Source organism: Arthrobacter sp. NPDC089319 (assembly GCF_040684925.1).
Lineage (GTDB): Bacteria > Actinomycetota > Actinomycetes > Actinomycetales > Micrococcaceae > Crystallibacter.
Window position 1 is genome coordinate 136,227 of sequence record NZ_JBFBGZ010000004.1, and the last position, 14,655, is coordinate 150,881.

At 69.1% G+C, this 14,655-nt stretch carries 13 protein-coding genes; all 13 read left to right on the plus strand.

All coding sequences use genetic code 11. The annotated features are described in order from the left end of the window. Positions 1-13 precede the first annotated feature (13 nt). The 13 genes from AB0N75_RS07470 to pyrF all read left to right on the plus strand — a co-directional run bounded on the left by AB0N75_RS07470 (position 14) and on the right by pyrF (position 14,465). Complete coding sequence (locus AB0N75_RS07470; RefSeq protein ID WP_364647892.1) at positions 14-889, plus strand: shikimate dehydrogenase; 876 nt, start codon at positions 14-16, stop codon at positions 887-889. Positions 890-921: 32 nt separating this feature from the next. Beyond that, positions 922-2,121, plus strand: coding sequence for a chorismate synthase (gene aroC / locus AB0N75_RS07475; RefSeq protein ID WP_364647339.1), 1,200 nt, complete (start codon positions 922-924; stop codon positions 2,119-2,121). Beyond that, a complete protein-coding gene (locus AB0N75_RS07480) occupies positions 2,121-2,663 on the plus strand; it encodes a shikimate kinase (protein ID WP_364647342.1) in 543 nt (180 codons plus the stop codon). Before aroC ends, AB0N75_RS07480 begins: the two co-directional genes overlap by 1 nt. Then, complete coding sequence (aroB, locus tag AB0N75_RS07485; RefSeq protein ID WP_364647345.1) at positions 2,660-3,757, plus strand: 3-dehydroquinate synthase; 1,098 nt, start codon at positions 2,660-2,662, stop codon at positions 3,755-3,757. The genes AB0N75_RS07480 and aroB overlap by 4 nt, the downstream gene beginning before the upstream one ends. A 475-nt stretch (positions 3,758-4,232) precedes the next feature. Continuing rightward, the gene (gene efp, locus AB0N75_RS07490; RefSeq protein WP_364647348.1) at positions 4,233-4,796 is read left to right on the plus strand and encodes an elongation factor P; all 564 of its coding nucleotides are present in this window, start codon (positions 4,233-4,235) and stop codon (positions 4,794-4,796) included. Then, entirely contained in the window at positions 4,796-5,215 is a 420-nt protein-coding gene (gene nusB, locus AB0N75_RS07495; RefSeq protein ID WP_364647351.1) for a transcription antitermination factor NusB, read from the plus strand. The genes efp and nusB overlap by 1 nt, the downstream gene beginning before the upstream one ends. A gap of 360 nt (positions 5,216-5,575) precedes the next feature. After that, positions 5,576-6,172: a bifunctional pyr operon transcriptional regulator/uracil phosphoribosyltransferase PyrR gene (pyrR, locus tag AB0N75_RS07500; RefSeq protein WP_364647354.1), complete on the plus strand. Its 597-nt coding sequence runs from the start codon at positions 5,576-5,578 to the stop codon at positions 6,170-6,172. Then, complete coding sequence (locus AB0N75_RS07505) at positions 6,169-7,173, plus strand: aspartate carbamoyltransferase catalytic subunit (protein ID WP_364647357.1); 1,005 nt, start codon at positions 6,169-6,171, stop codon at positions 7,171-7,173. The genes pyrR and AB0N75_RS07505 overlap by 4 nt, the downstream gene beginning before the upstream one ends. Further along, positions 7,170-8,525, plus strand: a complete 1,356-nt coding sequence (locus AB0N75_RS07510; RefSeq protein WP_364647360.1) for a dihydroorotase — start codon at positions 7,170-7,172, stop codon at positions 8,523-8,525. The genes AB0N75_RS07505 and AB0N75_RS07510 overlap by 4 nt, the downstream gene beginning before the upstream one ends. Position 8,526: 1 nt before the next feature. Beyond that, entirely contained in the window at positions 8,527-9,027 is a 501-nt protein-coding gene (locus AB0N75_RS07515) for a hypothetical protein (protein ID WP_364647363.1), read from the plus strand. An 8-nt stretch (positions 9,028-9,035) separates the two neighbouring features. Further along, complete coding sequence (carA, locus tag AB0N75_RS07520; protein WP_364647366.1) at positions 9,036-10,301, plus strand: glutamine-hydrolyzing carbamoyl-phosphate synthase small subunit; 1,266 nt, start codon at positions 9,036-9,038, stop codon at positions 10,299-10,301. Further along, positions 10,301-13,600 (plus strand): carbamoyl-phosphate synthase large subunit, encoded by a 3,300-nt coding sequence (carB, locus tag AB0N75_RS07525; RefSeq protein ID WP_364647369.1) that lies wholly within the window; start codon positions 10,301-10,303, stop codon positions 13,598-13,600. Before carA ends, carB begins: the two co-directional genes overlap by 1 nt. Further along, positions 13,593-14,465: an orotidine-5'-phosphate decarboxylase gene (gene pyrF / locus AB0N75_RS07530; protein WP_364647372.1), complete on the plus strand. Its 873-nt coding sequence runs from the start codon at positions 13,593-13,595 to the stop codon at positions 14,463-14,465. Before carB ends, pyrF begins: the two co-directional genes overlap by 8 nt. The last annotated feature ends 190 nt before the right edge of the window (positions 14,466-14,655 follow it).

The window sequence follows — 14,655 nt, forward strand, 5'->3', positions numbered from 1 at the left end:
GGTCGGCGGCACGCTGCCGGCGGCACGCCGGTACCAGGCCGCGGTGCTCGGGCACCCGATCGGCCACTCCCGGTCGCCCGCGCTGCATCAAGCCGCCTACGAGCTGATCGGCTTCGACTGCAGCTACCGGGCCATCGACGTCACCGTGGACCAGTTGCCGCGGTTCGTCGAGACCCTGCGCAGCGAGCGGGGGTGGGCGGGCCTGTCGGTCACCATGCCGCTGAAGGCGGCGATGGTCGGCCAGATGGACCGCACCAGCCCGCTGGTGGATCTGCTGGGCGTGCTCAACACCGTGGTTCCCCAGTACGACGGCGAGGGTCGGGTGACGCTGTCCGGCCACAATACCGACGTCGCGGGAATCGTCGGGGCGCTGCGCCACGGCGGGGCCCAGGAGGGCCGGCCGGCGGTCATTCTCGGCGGCGGCGGCACCGCTGCCGCCGCTGCCGCGGCCCTGGCGGAGCTGAAACCGTCCAGCGTGACCCTGTGCTTGCGGGATCCGGCGAAGTCGCATAACGTGCAGGCCATCGCCCGGCACCTCGGACTCCCGCTCCAGGTGGCCGGCTGGGACCAGGCAGCAGCAGCAATCCAATTGGCCGGCACGGTGGTCTGCACCCTGCCGCCGCATTCTGCCGACCCGTTGGCTGCCCAGCTGGCGGCCCAGCCGGGAGCGGACCGCGGCGGGAGCGTGCTGCTCGATGTGGCGTACGATCCGTGGCCCAGCGAGCTGGCAGCGGTCTGGCAGCGACAAGGCGGCTCGGTGGTGCACGGTCTGGAAATGCTCATCTACCAAGCGGTGGAACAGGTGCGGCTGTTCGCCGGCGACCGCTTCAGCCACACCGCCGATGTCACAAATGTGATGTGTGACGCGGTGGGTGCACCGCGGCGCTAAACCGCCCCCGGATGCATGGCAGTATTGAATCCATGTTGCGTTGGTTAACCGCCGGTGAATCCCATGGTCCGGCCCTGGTAGGAATTATCGAAGGCGTCCCCGCCGGCGTCGAACTGACAGCAGCCGAGGTGCAGGATGCGCTGGCGCGGCGGCGTCTGGGCTATGGCCGCGGCGCCCGGATGAAATTCGAAAAGGATGAGGTCACCCTGGTGGGCGGCGTCCGCCACGGCCTGACCCAGGGCGGCCCGGTAGCCATCGAAGTAGCCAACACTGAATGGCCTAAGTGGGAAACCGTGATGTCCGCCGACCCGGTCGATCCTGCACAGCTGGAGGATCTGGCCCGCAACGCCCCGCTCACCCGGCCCCGGCCCGGGCACGCTGACTTCACCGGCATGCAGAAGTACGGCTTCCACGAAGCCCGTCCGGTGCTGGAACGAGCCAGCGCCCGCGAGACTGCCGCCCGGGTAGCGCTGGGCACGGTAGCCGGAAAGTTCCTCTCCGCGCTGGGCATCCGGCTGGTCAGCCATACCACCGCCGTCGGCCGGGTTTCGGTTCCCGAAGGCAGCCGGGTTCCGGTGCCGGACGACGTGCTGGCCCTGGACGAAGATCCGCTGCGCTGTTTCGACGCCGAAACATCGCTGGCCATGGTGCAGGAAGTGGACCAGGCGCACAAGGAAGGCGAAACCCTGGGCGGCGTCGTCGAGGTGCTGGCCTACGGGCTGCCGCCGGGACTGGGCAGCTACGTGCACTGGGACCGTCGGCTGGACGCCCGGCTGGCCGCCGCGCTGATGGGCATCCAAGCGATCAAGGGCGTGGAGGTGGGGGACGGCTTCCTCACCGCCGCCCGCCGTGGATCCGCCGCCCACGACGAAATCGTCCGCGACGAGCACGGCACCATCGTGCGTGCCACCAACCGCGCCGGCGGCATCGAAGGCGGCATGAGCATCGGCGAGACGCTGCGTGTCCGTGCGGCCATGAAGCCCATCGCCACGGTGCCCCGCGCCCTGGCCACCATCGACGTCAGCACCGGCGAGCCGGCCAAGGCCCACCACCAGCGTTCCGATGTCTGCGCGGTGCCGGCGTCCGGCGTCGTTGCCGAGGCCATGGTGGCCCTGGTGCTGGCCGAGGCAGTCATCGAGAAGTTCGGCGGCGACTCCGTGGCCGAGACGGCACGCAACCTGCGGTCCTATCTGGCGGCCATCCCGGAGTCGCTGGATTCGATCGGCCAGTAGTGGCGGCCGGGGAACCGATGCGGCTGCGGCGCCACCTGGTGCTGATTGGGCCGATGGCGTCGGGCAAATCGACGCTGGGCAGCCAGTTTGCCAGCCGGCACGGACTCGCGTTCGCCGACAGCGACAAGCGGCTGGTTGAACGGCACGGGCCGATTCCCGCGATCTTCACGTCGCTGGGCGAGCATGCCTTCCGCGAACTTGAGGCCCGCGAAGTGGCTACGCTGCTCGCCGAAGGCAAGCCGCCCGCCGTGGTCTCGCTGGGCGGCGGCGCCATCCTGGACACCGGCACGCAGCAGTTGCTGGCCAACTGCACCGTGGTGTTCCTGGACATTGACGTGGACACGGTGCGTCCGCGCATCATCAAGGACACCGGGCGGCCGCTGCTCGCCGGTGACCCCGTGGGCCGCTGGACCGAGACGCTCCGGCAGCGGCGGCCGGTCTACGAGCGCCTGGCCGACCTGGTGCTGGACACCCGCGGCAAAAGCCAGCAGCAACTGCTGGCCGAACTGAAGAATCTGCTTGAGGAAAGGCACGAACCGTGAGCAACACCCCCGAGGCAACCGTCATCCCCGTCACCGGGACCACCCCCCAGGAGGCGTACGACGTCGTTGTTGGCCATGCGCTGCTGGGCCGGCTGCCGCAGGTGCTGGGGGAGCGGGTCCGCAAGGTGCTGGTGATCCATCCGCGGGCGCTGCGTGCCACCGGCGACGCCGTGCGTGAGGACCTGGCCTCGAACGGAATGGAGGCGCTGACCGCCGAGATCCCCGACGCGGAGGAAGGCAAGCACATCCAGGTGGCCTCGTTCTGCTGGGAAGTGCTGGGCAAGAACGACTTCACCCGTTCGGACGCCATTGTGGCGGTGGGCGGCGGAGCGGTCACCGACGTGGCCGGCTTCGTGGCCGCGACCTGGCTGCGCGGCGTCAAGGTGGTGCACATCCCCACCAGTCTGCTTGGCATGGTCGATGCCGCAGTCGGCGGCAAGACCGGCATCAACACCGCCGAGGGAAAGAACCTGGTGGGCGCCTTCCACCCGCCGGCCGCCGTGCTGGCCGACCTGGACGCGCTGCAGACGCTGCCGCCGAACGAACTGATCACCGGAATGGCCGAGGCGGTCAAGTGCGGCTTCATCGCCGATCCGGTCATCCTGGACCTGATCGAGGCCGACCCCACGGCGGCCAGCACCGCCGGCACTGCCCAGCTGCGGGAGATCATCGAGCGCTCCATCCGGGTCAAGGCCGAGGTGGTGTCCGCCGACCTGCGCGAGTCCGGACGCCGTGAGTTCCTCAACTACGGGCACACGCTCGGCCACGCGATTGAACTGGCCGAGCGCTACCAGATGCGGCACGGCGCCGCCGTGTCGATCGGCCTTGCCTTCGCCGCCGAGCTCTCCCGGATGGTCGGCCGGCTGGACGACGCCACCGCCGACCGGCACCAGGCGATCCTGACCTCCCTCGGGCTTCCAGTGACCTACCGCCGCGACCGCTGGGCCGCGCTGCTGGACGGCATGAAGCGGGACAAGAAGGCCCGCGGCGACCTGCTCCGGTTCGTGGTGCTGGACGGTCTGGCCAAGCCCGGCATCCTCGACGTGCCGGACACCTCGCTGCTGTTCGCCGCCTACCAGGAAATCGCCGCGTAGCAGGCGGCCCACGGGAGTGCGGGCCGGGCGCCCGTCGACTTTCCCCGAAAGTCCCGGGCGCCCGTCGTCGTCCTTCCCCGAAAGTCCCGGGCGCCCGTCGTCGTCCTTCCCCGAAAGTCCCGGGCGCCCGTCGTCGTCCTTCCCCATGCCTCGGGTCCGTTCCCTCGGTCGTGGCGGCCGCCAGGGCTGGGTGTATCTGCGAGGGCAGGGTCCATAAACCATCCCCTCGCAGATAAACCCCGTCCTGGACAGGGATACCCTGCCCTGAAGAACCTGCCCCGCCACCGGCACTCGCACCCTGAACACGCCGGCTCCACCAGACGGCTTGAACCCACCGGTCCCGGCCGGATAGATCCCGGGAACCCCGGCCGCTTCGGGCAGGCAGGCCGCCAGCAGGTAGAATGTCTGCTGGACTTCGCTCCGGGCCGGGCGGACCTTCCGCCGGCGGCCCGCCATCATCGACGAAAGTGAAACTGTGGCCACAACCAACGACATCAAGAACGGTACCGTGCTGAAACTGGACGGCCAGCTGTGGAACGTCATTGAGTTCCAGCACGTGAAGCCGGGCAAGGGCGGCGCGTTCGTGCGCACCAAGATCAAGAATGTCGTCAGCGGCAAGATCCAGGACAAGACGTTCAACGCCGGCCTGAAGATCGAAACTGCCACGGTGGACCGCCGCGATTACACCTACCTGTACAAAGACGGCGACGACTTCGTCTTCATGGACGTGCAGGACTACGACCAGGTCACCGTGCCCGGTCCGGTAGTCGGCGATGACGAGAGCTTCCTGCTGGAAAACATCAAGGTCAACATCGCCATGCACGACGGCACGCCGCTCTACATCGAGCTGCCGGCCTCCGTGGTCATGGAGATCACCTACACCGAGCCCGGCCTGCAGGGCGACCGCTCCACCGGCGGCACCAAGCCCGCCACCGTGGAGACCGGCTACCAGATCCAGGTTCCGCTGTTCCTGGAGACCGGCACCAAGGTCAAGGTCGACACCCGCAGCGGCGACTACCTGGGACGAGTCAACGACTAGTGAGTGCCCCTACTTCAGCCCGCGGCAAGGCCCGCCGCCGGGCCGTCGACGTCCTTTTTGAAGCCGAGCAGCGCGGCGTGAGTGCTGCCGAGGCGCTGGCCGGTCGGGACAAGACCAATCAGGTGATCAACCCCTACACAGCGCAGATCGTGGAGGGCGTCGCCGCCCTGCAGCCCACCATCGACGAGTTCCTCGCCACCTACGCGCAGGGCTGGACGCTGGACCGGATGCCCGCGGTGGACCGGATCATCCTGCGCGTCGGCTCGTGGGAACTGCTTTACAACGACGACGTGCCCGACGGCGTCGCGGTGAGCGAAGCCGTGGAGCTGGCCAAGACTCTGTCAACGGACGAGTCGCCATCCTTCGTCAACGGCCTGTTGGGCCGGTTGCAGCAGCTCAAGCCCACGCTGCTGGCTTAAGCCGCCTGTTCAGCCACCATCCCCACGGACGACGGCGGGCGCCCACCTTTAGCGGGCACCCGTCGTCGCCACGTCCCGGCCAGGCATGGTCACGTGCCGGGCATCCGCCGTCGCTGCGTCCCGGCCGGCCGCCGGCCTGTGCGGCGGGCATCCTCTGTCGACGCGTCCGGTCCGGCCAGCGCATCTGCGTTGGACAGCCGCCACCGGCGGCCCGGCGTTCGGTGAGCTTGCGCACATCGGCACCAGATCGCCGTCGTGCGGCCGTCACGAAGCAATCGGGCGGGGCTGGCCGTGGTAATTTTGAGGGCGCAAGCAACCTTTAAATTCCGTCCAGTGAGGCGGGGAAGGAGGCGGCAAAAGATGAGCACCGACTCGCCGGCGCGACAGCCGGCATCGTCGCGAGTTGTACTTGCCGAAGCGGACATCAACCGCGCATTGACCCGTATCGCCCACGAAATCCTCGAGGCGAACAAGGGGTCCCAAGACCTGGTCCTGCTGGGCATTCCACGCCGCGGGTATCCGCTGGCCCGGCGGCTGGCAGCCAAAATCGCCGCCGCCGATCCCTCCGTCGCTGCCGAAGACATCATCGGACAGCTGGACGTGACCATGTTCCGCGACGACCTCCGCCGCCACCCCACGCGCACCCCGCTGCCCACCCAGCTGCCGGCAGCCGGCATCGACGACAAGGTGGTGGTGCTGGTGGACGACGTGCTCTACTCCGGCCGCACCATCCGCGCAGCCCTGGACGCCCTGGTTGACCTGGGCCGGCCCCGGATTGTCCGGCTGGCCGTCCTGGTGGACCGCGGGCACCGCGAGCTCCCGATCCGGGCCGACCACGTCGGCAAGAACCTGCCCACCTCCTCGGTGGAAAAGGTCCGGGTCCGGCTGGCCGAAATTGATACGAACAACGGCAGCCCGGCCTCCGACGAGGTAGTGATCGAGGACTTCAGCGCATGAAACACCTGTTGTCCACCGCGGACCTGGCCAAATCCGACGCGGTGCAGATCCTGGATACGGCCGAGGAAATGTCCGCCGTGTCCCTGCGCGAGGTCAAGAAACTCCCCGTGCTGCGCGGCCGCACCGTGGTCAACCTCTTCTTCGAGGACTCCACCCGCACCCGCATCTCCTTCGAGGCCGCGGCTAAGCGGCTCTCGGCCGACGTGATCAACTTCGCCGCCAAGGGGTCCTCCGTGTCCAAGGGCGAATCGCTCAAGGACACCGCGCAGACCCTGGAAGCGATGGGCGCCGACGCCGTCGTGATCCGGCACTGGGCCTCCGGGGCACCGGCACGGCTGGCCGGTTCCGGCTGGATCGACGCCACCGTGGTCAACGCCGGCGACGGCACCCACGAGCACCCCACCCAGGCGCTGCTGGATGCGTTCACGCTGCGGCGCACCTGGGCCAAGCTCAACGGCACCGCCTCCACCGGCACGGACCTATCCGGCATGAAGGTGGCCATCGTCGGGGACATCCTGCACTCCAGGGTGGCCCGCTCCAACCTGTGGCTGCTGCGCACGCTGGGCGCCGAGGTCACCATGGTGGCGCCGCCCACGCTGCTGCCGGTGGGCAGCCGCGAGTGGCCGTGCACCATCAGCTACGACCTGGACGCCACGCTGGCCGCCGGGACGGACGCGGTGATGATGCTGCGCGTCCAGGGCGAGCGGATGAACGCCGCCTACTTCCCGTCCACGCAGGAGTACTCCAGCCGCTGGGGCTTCAACGACCTCCGGCTGGCGGCGCTGGACGCCTCCGGCCGCGACGGCACCATCATCATGCACCCCGGCCCGATGAACCGCGGGCTGGAAATTTCCTCCGCCGCAGCCGACTCGCCGCGGTCCACCGTGCTGGACCAGGTCCGCAACGGTGTGGCCGTCCGGATGGCCGCCCTCTACCTTCTGCTGTCCGGCGGCACCGTGTCCGCCGCTCCCGCACCCACTGCCGCCCAGGAGGCCAAGTGACCGAGTCCAGTTCCGGGTCCAACACCGTGTCCAACGGAGGGACCAGCTACCTGATCCGCGGGGCCTCGCTCACCGGCGGGGACCGGGCCGACCTGCTGGTCCGCGACGGAAGGATCGCCGAGGTCGGCAGCGCGCTCAGTGCGGCAGGCGCCGTCGTGATTGACGCCGACGGTCTGATTGCGCTGCCCGGCATGGTGGACCTGCACACGCACCTGCGCGAGCCTGGGCGCGAGGACGCGGAGACGGTGGAGACCGGCACCCGCGCCGCGGCCCTGGGCGGCTTCACCGCGGTGCACGCGATGGCTAACTCGTCGCCGGTGGCCGACACCGCCGGCGTGGTCGAGCAGGTCTACACGCTGGGCCGCAGCGCCGGCTGGGCCGACGTCCGCCCGGTGGGCGCTGTGACTGTGGGGCTGGCCGGTGAGCGGCTGGCCGAGCTCGGCGCGATGGCCGATTCCCGCGCCCGGGTCCGGGTGTTCTCCGACGACGGGATCTGCGTCTCGGATCCGGTGCTGATGCGCCGTGCGCTGGAATACGTCAAAGCGTTCGACGGCGTGATCGCCCAGCATGCGCAGGAGCCGCGGCTGACCGACGGGGCGCAGATGAACGAGGGCACCGTTTCGGCGGTGCTGGGGATGACCGGCTGGCCAGCCGTGGCCGAGGAGAGCATCATCGCCCGCGACGTGCTGCTGGCCCAGCACGTGGACTCGCGGCTGCACGTCTGCCATGTCTCGACGGCAGGATCGGTGGAGATCATCCGCTGGGCCAAGGCCCGCGGCATCAAGGTCACCGCCGAGGTCACACCGCACCACCTGTGGCTGACCGACGAACTGGTGCGCAGCTACGACCCGGTTTACAAGGTCAACCCGCCGCTGCGCACCGACGAGGACGTGCAGGCGCTGCGCGCCGGCCTGGCCGACGGCACCATCGACGTGCTCGGCACCGACCACGCCCCGCACCCCTCCGAGGCGAAGGAATGCGAGTGGGCGCAGGCCGCGATGGGCATGACCGGCTTGGAGACCGCGCTGTCCGTGGTGCAGCACACCATGATCGAATCCGGGCTGATCGGCTGGGCGGACTTCGCCCGGATCACCTCCGCCATGCCGGCGCGGATCGGCCGGTTGGCCGGCCAAGGCCAGCCGCTGGCCACCGGATCGGCCGCCAACATCACGCTGGTCGACCCCGCCGCCCGCTGGACGGTGGACCCGTCGGCCATGGCCACCAAGGGCCGGAACTCGCCGTTCGCCGGCCGGCAGCTGCCCGGCCGCGTGGAGGCCACCTTCCTCAACGGACACCCCACCGTGCTGGACGGCGCCCTGAACAAGCCCGCACGGCCGGCAGCGGAGGGCTGAGATGAACCAACTCCAAGCAGGCCTGGTGATGCTCGCCGTCGCCGTCGTGCTCCTGGTGCTGGTGGCGGTGGGCTGGCGGAACCGGCTCAAGCGCCAGCAGGACATCGCGCCGCTGCCGCAGATTCCGGCGGACACCGCCAACCCCACCGGCTACTACGAAGGCATGTATGTGGTCACAACGACGGCGGGGGACTGGCTCGACCGCGTGGCCGTGCACGGCCTGGGCGTCCGGACGAAGGCCGCGCTGCGGACTTATCCGCACGGCGTGCTGATCGAACGCCCCGGTTCCACTGACGTCTACATTCCGGCCGCAGCCATCTCCGGTGTGCGCACCGAGAGCGGCATGGTGGGCAAGTTCGTGGAATCCGAAGGGCTCGCCGTGATCACGTGGAAACTGGGGGAGCGCGACGTCGACACCGCCTTCCGCACCCGGCAGGCCGCCGATAAACAACCGCTGCTGGCGCAGCTGCAGACATACCTACCCGCCGTACAGGAAGACTAGGAAACATCGTGAGCGCAGAATCAACCTCCGCAACCGCACCGGCGCTGCTGGTGCTCGAAGACGGCCGGACCTTCCGCGGCCGCAGCTACGGTGCCCAGGGAACCGCACTGGGCGAGGCGGTCTTTGCCACCGGGATGACCGGTTACCAGGAGACCATCACCGATCCGTCGTACGCCCGCCAGCTGGTGGTCCAGACAGCACCGCACATCGGCAACACCGGGGTCAACGACGAGGACGCCGAATCCCGCAAAATCTGGGTGGCCGGCTACGTGGTCCGCGATCCAGCGCGACGTCCGTCCAACTGGCGCTCCGAGCGCAGCCTGGACGACGAACTGGTCAACCAGGGCATCGTGGGCATCCAGGGCGTGGACACCCGGGCGCTGACCCGCCACCTGCGTGAGCGCGGCGCGATGAAGGCCGGCATCTTCTCCGGCGAGGCAGCCGACCGCTCCGCCACGGTGCTGGTGGCCGAGGTCCTCGCGCAGCCGTCGATGGAAGGCTCCCGGCTGGCCGAAGAGGTCAGCGTCACCGAAGCCTACGTCGTCGAACCGGCAGACCATGGCTGGGAGGGCGAGCCTCGGTTCACCGTCGCCGCCCTCGACTTGGGCATCAAGGCGATGACTCCGGTCCGGTTCGCCGAGCGCGGCATCCGGGTGCACGTGCTGCCGGCCACCGCAACCTTCGAGGACGTCCAGGCTGTCTCGCCCGATGGCATGTTCATGTCCAACGGGCCGGGCGACCCCGCCACCGCCGACCGCCAGGTGCTGCTGCTGCGCAAGGTGCTCGATGCCGGACTGCCGTTCTTCGGCATCTGCTTTGGCAACCAGATCCTGGGCCGCGCGCTGGGCTTCGGCACCTACAAACTGCGCTACGGCCACCGCGGTATCAACGTGCCGGTGATGGACCGGCGCACCGGCAAGGTCGAAATCACCTCGCAGAACCACGGCTTCGCCGTCGACGCCCCGCTGGACGGCCCGACGCTGGCACCGGAGGAGCGCTTCGGCCGGGTGGAGGTCAGCCACGTCTGCCTGAACGACGACGTCGTCGAGGGCCTCGCCTGCCTCGACATCCCCGCCTTTTCCGTCCAGTTCCACCCCGAAGCGGCCGCCGGCCCGCACGATGCGGCCACGCTGTTCGACCGTTTCTCCGACCTGATGGATTCCCGCCGCTCCCAGACCGGGACCGCCGCTGAGAGCCCCGCTGACAGCGCCGCCGAGACGGCTGCTGAGCCGGCTTCCCCGACGACTTCCGAGACCACGAAGGAAAGCAAGTAATGCCCAAGAGAGAAGATCTTAAATCCGTCCTGGTCATCGGTTCCGGTCCGATCGTGATCGGCCAGGCGGCCGAATTCGACTATTCCGGCACCCAGGCGCTGCGCGTGCTGAAGGAGGAAGGCCTGCGGGTCATCCTGGTCAACTCCAACCCGGCGACCATCATGACGGACCCGGAGTTCGCCGATGCCACGTACGTGGAGCCGATCACGCCCGAGGTGGTCGAAAAGATCATCGCCAAGGAGCGCCCGGACGCCGTGCTGCCCACGCTGGGCGGCCAGACCGCCTTGAACACGGCGATCGCGCTGGACAAGAACGGCGTGCTGGAGAAGTACAACGTGGAGCTGATCGGCGCGAACATCGCCGCCATCGAGCTCGGTGAAGACCGCGAGAAGTTCAAGGGCGTCGTCGAACGCTGCGGCGCCGAATCCGCCAAGTCGGTGATCGTGCACTCGATGGACGAGGCCTTCGCCGCCGCCGACGAACTGGGCTACCCGATGGTGGTGCGCCCGTCCTTCACCATGGGCGGCCTGGGTTCGGGCATGGCGTACAACCCGGACGACCTGCGCCGGATCGCCGGAGCCGGCATCCAGTACAGCCCCACCAGCGAGGTGCTGCTCGAAGAGAGCATCCTGGGCTGGAAGGAATACGAGCTTGAGATGATGCGCGACAAGAACGACAACGTCGTAGTCGTGTGCTCGATCGAGAACTTCGATCCGGTGGGCGTGCACACCGGCGACTCCATCACGGTGGCGCCCGCCATGACGCTGACCGACCGCGAGTTCCAGAAGCTGCGGGACATCTCCATCGCGGTCATCCGTGAGGTGGGCGTCGACACCGGCGGCTGCAACATCCAGTTCGCCATCGAACCGGACACCGGCCGCGTTGTGGTGATCGAAATGAACCCGCGCGTCTCCCGCTCCTCGGCGCTGGCGTCCAAGGCCACCGGCTTCGCCATCGCGAAGATCGCCACCAAGCTGTCGCTGGGTTACACGCTGGACGAGATCCCCAACGACATCACGCAGCAGACCCCTGCCGCCTTCGAACCGACCCTGGACTACGTCGTCGTCAAGGTGCCGCGTTTTGCGTTCGAGAAGTTCCCGGCCGCCGACCCGACGCTGACCACCACCATGAAGTCCGTGGGCGAGGCGATGGCCATCGGCCGCAACTTCACCGAAGCGCTGCAGAAGGCGCTGCGGTCGCTGGAGCAGAAGGGCGCCCAGCTGGAGTTCGCCCCGGTCAACGACTACGACGTGCCCGAGCTGCTGGCCAAGGCCAAGTTCGGCTCCACCGAGCGGCTCTCGCTGGTGCAGCGGGCGCTGCTGGGCGGCGCCACCGTCGAGCAGGTCTTCGAGGCCACCGCGATCGACCCGTGGTTCCTGGACCAGCTGCAGCTGATCAATGAAGTGGCCACCGAGATCCGCAAGGCCCCGGCGCTGACCGAGGACATCCTGCGGCTGGCCAAGCGGCACGGCTTCTCCGACCAGCAGATCGGCAAGCTGTCCAACACCTCCGAGGCAGTGGTCCGCGGCGTCCGGCACGCGCTGGGCATTCGCCCGGTGTTCAAGACTGTTGACACCTGCGCCGCGGAGTTCGCCGCCTACACCCCGTACCACTACTCGTCCTACGACGAGGAGGATGAGGTTGAGCTGCACGCCAAGCCGTCCGTGATCATCCTCGGTTCCGGTCCCAACCGGATCGGCCAGGGCATCGAGTTCGACTACTCCTGCGTCCACGCCACCATGGCGCTGCGCAAGGCCGGGCACGAGACGGTGATGATCAACTGCAACCCGGAGACCGTCTCCACCGACTACGACATCTCCAACCGCCTGTACTTCGAGCCGCTCACGCTCGAGGATGTGCTGGAGGTCATCGCGGCCGAAGAGCGCACCGGCGGCGTGCTGGGCGTCTTCGTGCAACTGGGTGGCCAGACGCCGTTGAAGCTGGCGCAGGCCCTGGCCGACGCCGGCATCCCGATCCTCGGCACCTCGCCGGAAGCGATCGACCTGGCCGAGCACCGCGGTGCGTTCCAGCGCGTGCTGGATTCGGCCGGCCTGATCGCCCCGAAGAACGGCACCGCCGTCTCCTTCGACGAGGCCAAGAAGATTGCCGACGAGATCGGCTACCCGGTGCTGGTCCGTCCGTCCTACGTGCTCGGCGGCCGCGGGATGGAGATTGTTTACGACGAGGCCAACCTCTCCCGTTACATTGCCAACGCCACCGAGATCACGCCGGACCACCCGGTGCTGGTGGACCGCTTCCTGGAAGACGCCATCGAGATCGACGTCGATGCGCTCTATGACGGCAAGGACCTCTACGTGGGCGGCATCATGGAGCACATCGAGGAGGCCGGCATCCACTCCGGCGACTCCGCCTGCGTACTGCCGCCGATCACGCTGGGCGCCGAGGTGCTGGAGCGCGTGCGCAACGCCACCGCGGCCATCGCCGACGGCGTGGGAGTGCGCGGCCTGATCAACATCCAGTTCGCGCTGGCCGCCGACGTGCTCTACGTGATCGAAGCGAACCCGCGCGCGTCCCGCACCGTCCCGTTCGTTTCCAAGGCCACCGGCGTGCAGTTGGCCAAGGCGGCGGCGCTGATCGGCACGGGCGTGGACATCGACATGCTGCGTAGCGTCTACAAGCTGCTGCCGGAAACCGGCGACGGGTCCCGGCTGCCGCTGGAGGCGCCGGTGGCGGTCAAGGAAGCAGTGCTTCCGTTCAGCAGGTTCCGCACGCCCGAAGGCACCGTGGTTGACTCGCTGCTCGGCCCGGAAATGCGCTCCACCGGCGAGGTCATGGGCATTGACAAGTACTTCGACACCGCCTTCGCGAAGAGCCAGGCCGCGGCCGGCAGCGCACTGCCGACGTCGGGCAAGGTCTTTGTTTCGGTGGCCAACCGGGACAAGCGCTCCATCATCATGCCGGTGAAGCTGCTGGTTGATCTGGGCTTCGAAATCCTCTCCACCGGCGGCACCGCCGACGTGCTGCGCCGCAACGGCATCCAGTCCACCACGGTGCGGAAGATCGCCGAGGGAAGGTCCGACGACGGCGAGGGCACCATCGTCGACCTGATCACCGAAGGCCAGGTTGGACTTGTGCTCAACACCCCCTCCGGCGGCCAAGCCCGCGGCGACGGATACGAGATCCGCGCCGCAGCCACCTCGGTGGGCACGCCGATCATCACCACGGTGTCGGAATTTGGTGCGGCCATCCAGGCCATCGAGGCGATGCGGCAGTACGAGTGGGACGTGACCAGCCTGCAGGAGCATGCCGAAAAGCTGAAGGCCGCCATCCATGCCTGAGCCTGATGCCCGGCCGCTGCCCAGCTTTGGGCAGCGGCTGCGGGCGGCGATGGCGGCCCGCGGGCCGCTGTGCGTGGGGATCGACCCGCACCCGTCGCTGCTCTCCGCCTGGGGCCTGAACGACGACGCCGGGGGGCTGGAACGCTTCTCCCTCACCGTGCTGGACGCGGTGGGGGAGCAGGCCGCCGCCCTGAAGCCGCAGGTGGCACTGTACGAGCGGCACGGCTCTGCCGGGTTCGCCGTGCTGGAGAAACTGCTGGCCGCCTCCGCCGAGGCGGGGGCGCTGACCATCGCGGACGCCAAGCGCGGCGACATCGGCTCCACTATGGCGGCGTACGCCGACGCCTGGCTGCGCGACGGTTCCCCGCTGGCGGCCGACGCCGTGACCCTGAGCCCGTACTTGGGTTACGGATCGCTGCGGCCTGCGCTGGACCTGGCCGCGGCGACCGGGCGCGGCGTGTTCGTGCTGGCGCTGACCTCCAACCCGGAAGGCGCCAGCGTGCAGCACGTGGGCGGCGCCGAGTCGGTGGCGCGCCGCGTTGCGGAAGCGGCCGCGGCCGACAACGCCGCGGCCGGGCGCGACGGCGAACTGGGCTCGGTGGGCCTGGTGGTCGGCGCGACGGTCCGGGCCGACGTCATGGAACGGCTGGGGCTGGACCTGACCGCCGTCAACGGACCGATGCTGGCGCCGGGACTGGGCGCCCAGGGAGCCACCGGCGCCGACATCGCGGCAGCCTTCGGCCCCGCCGTCGGGAATGTGCTGGCCACCTCCAGCCGGGACATCCTCAAAGCCGGTCCGAACACCGCCGCCCTGCGCGAGGCGACCGAACGCACCCTGACTGGCCTGCCAGCCTTCTCCGGCTGAGCGGTCCGCCGTGGCGGCGGCCTTGAACCGGCCGCTGACTCTTCGGCCCGAGCAGCGCCGCAACCGGCTCCGGGCTCCGGCCAGCCTCCGGTCCGAGCAGCGCCGCAACCGGCTCCGGGCTCCGGCCAGCCTCCGGTCCGAGCAGCGCCCTGGGCACCGTTCCAGCACCGGCGCCGGAACGGTGTGGTTC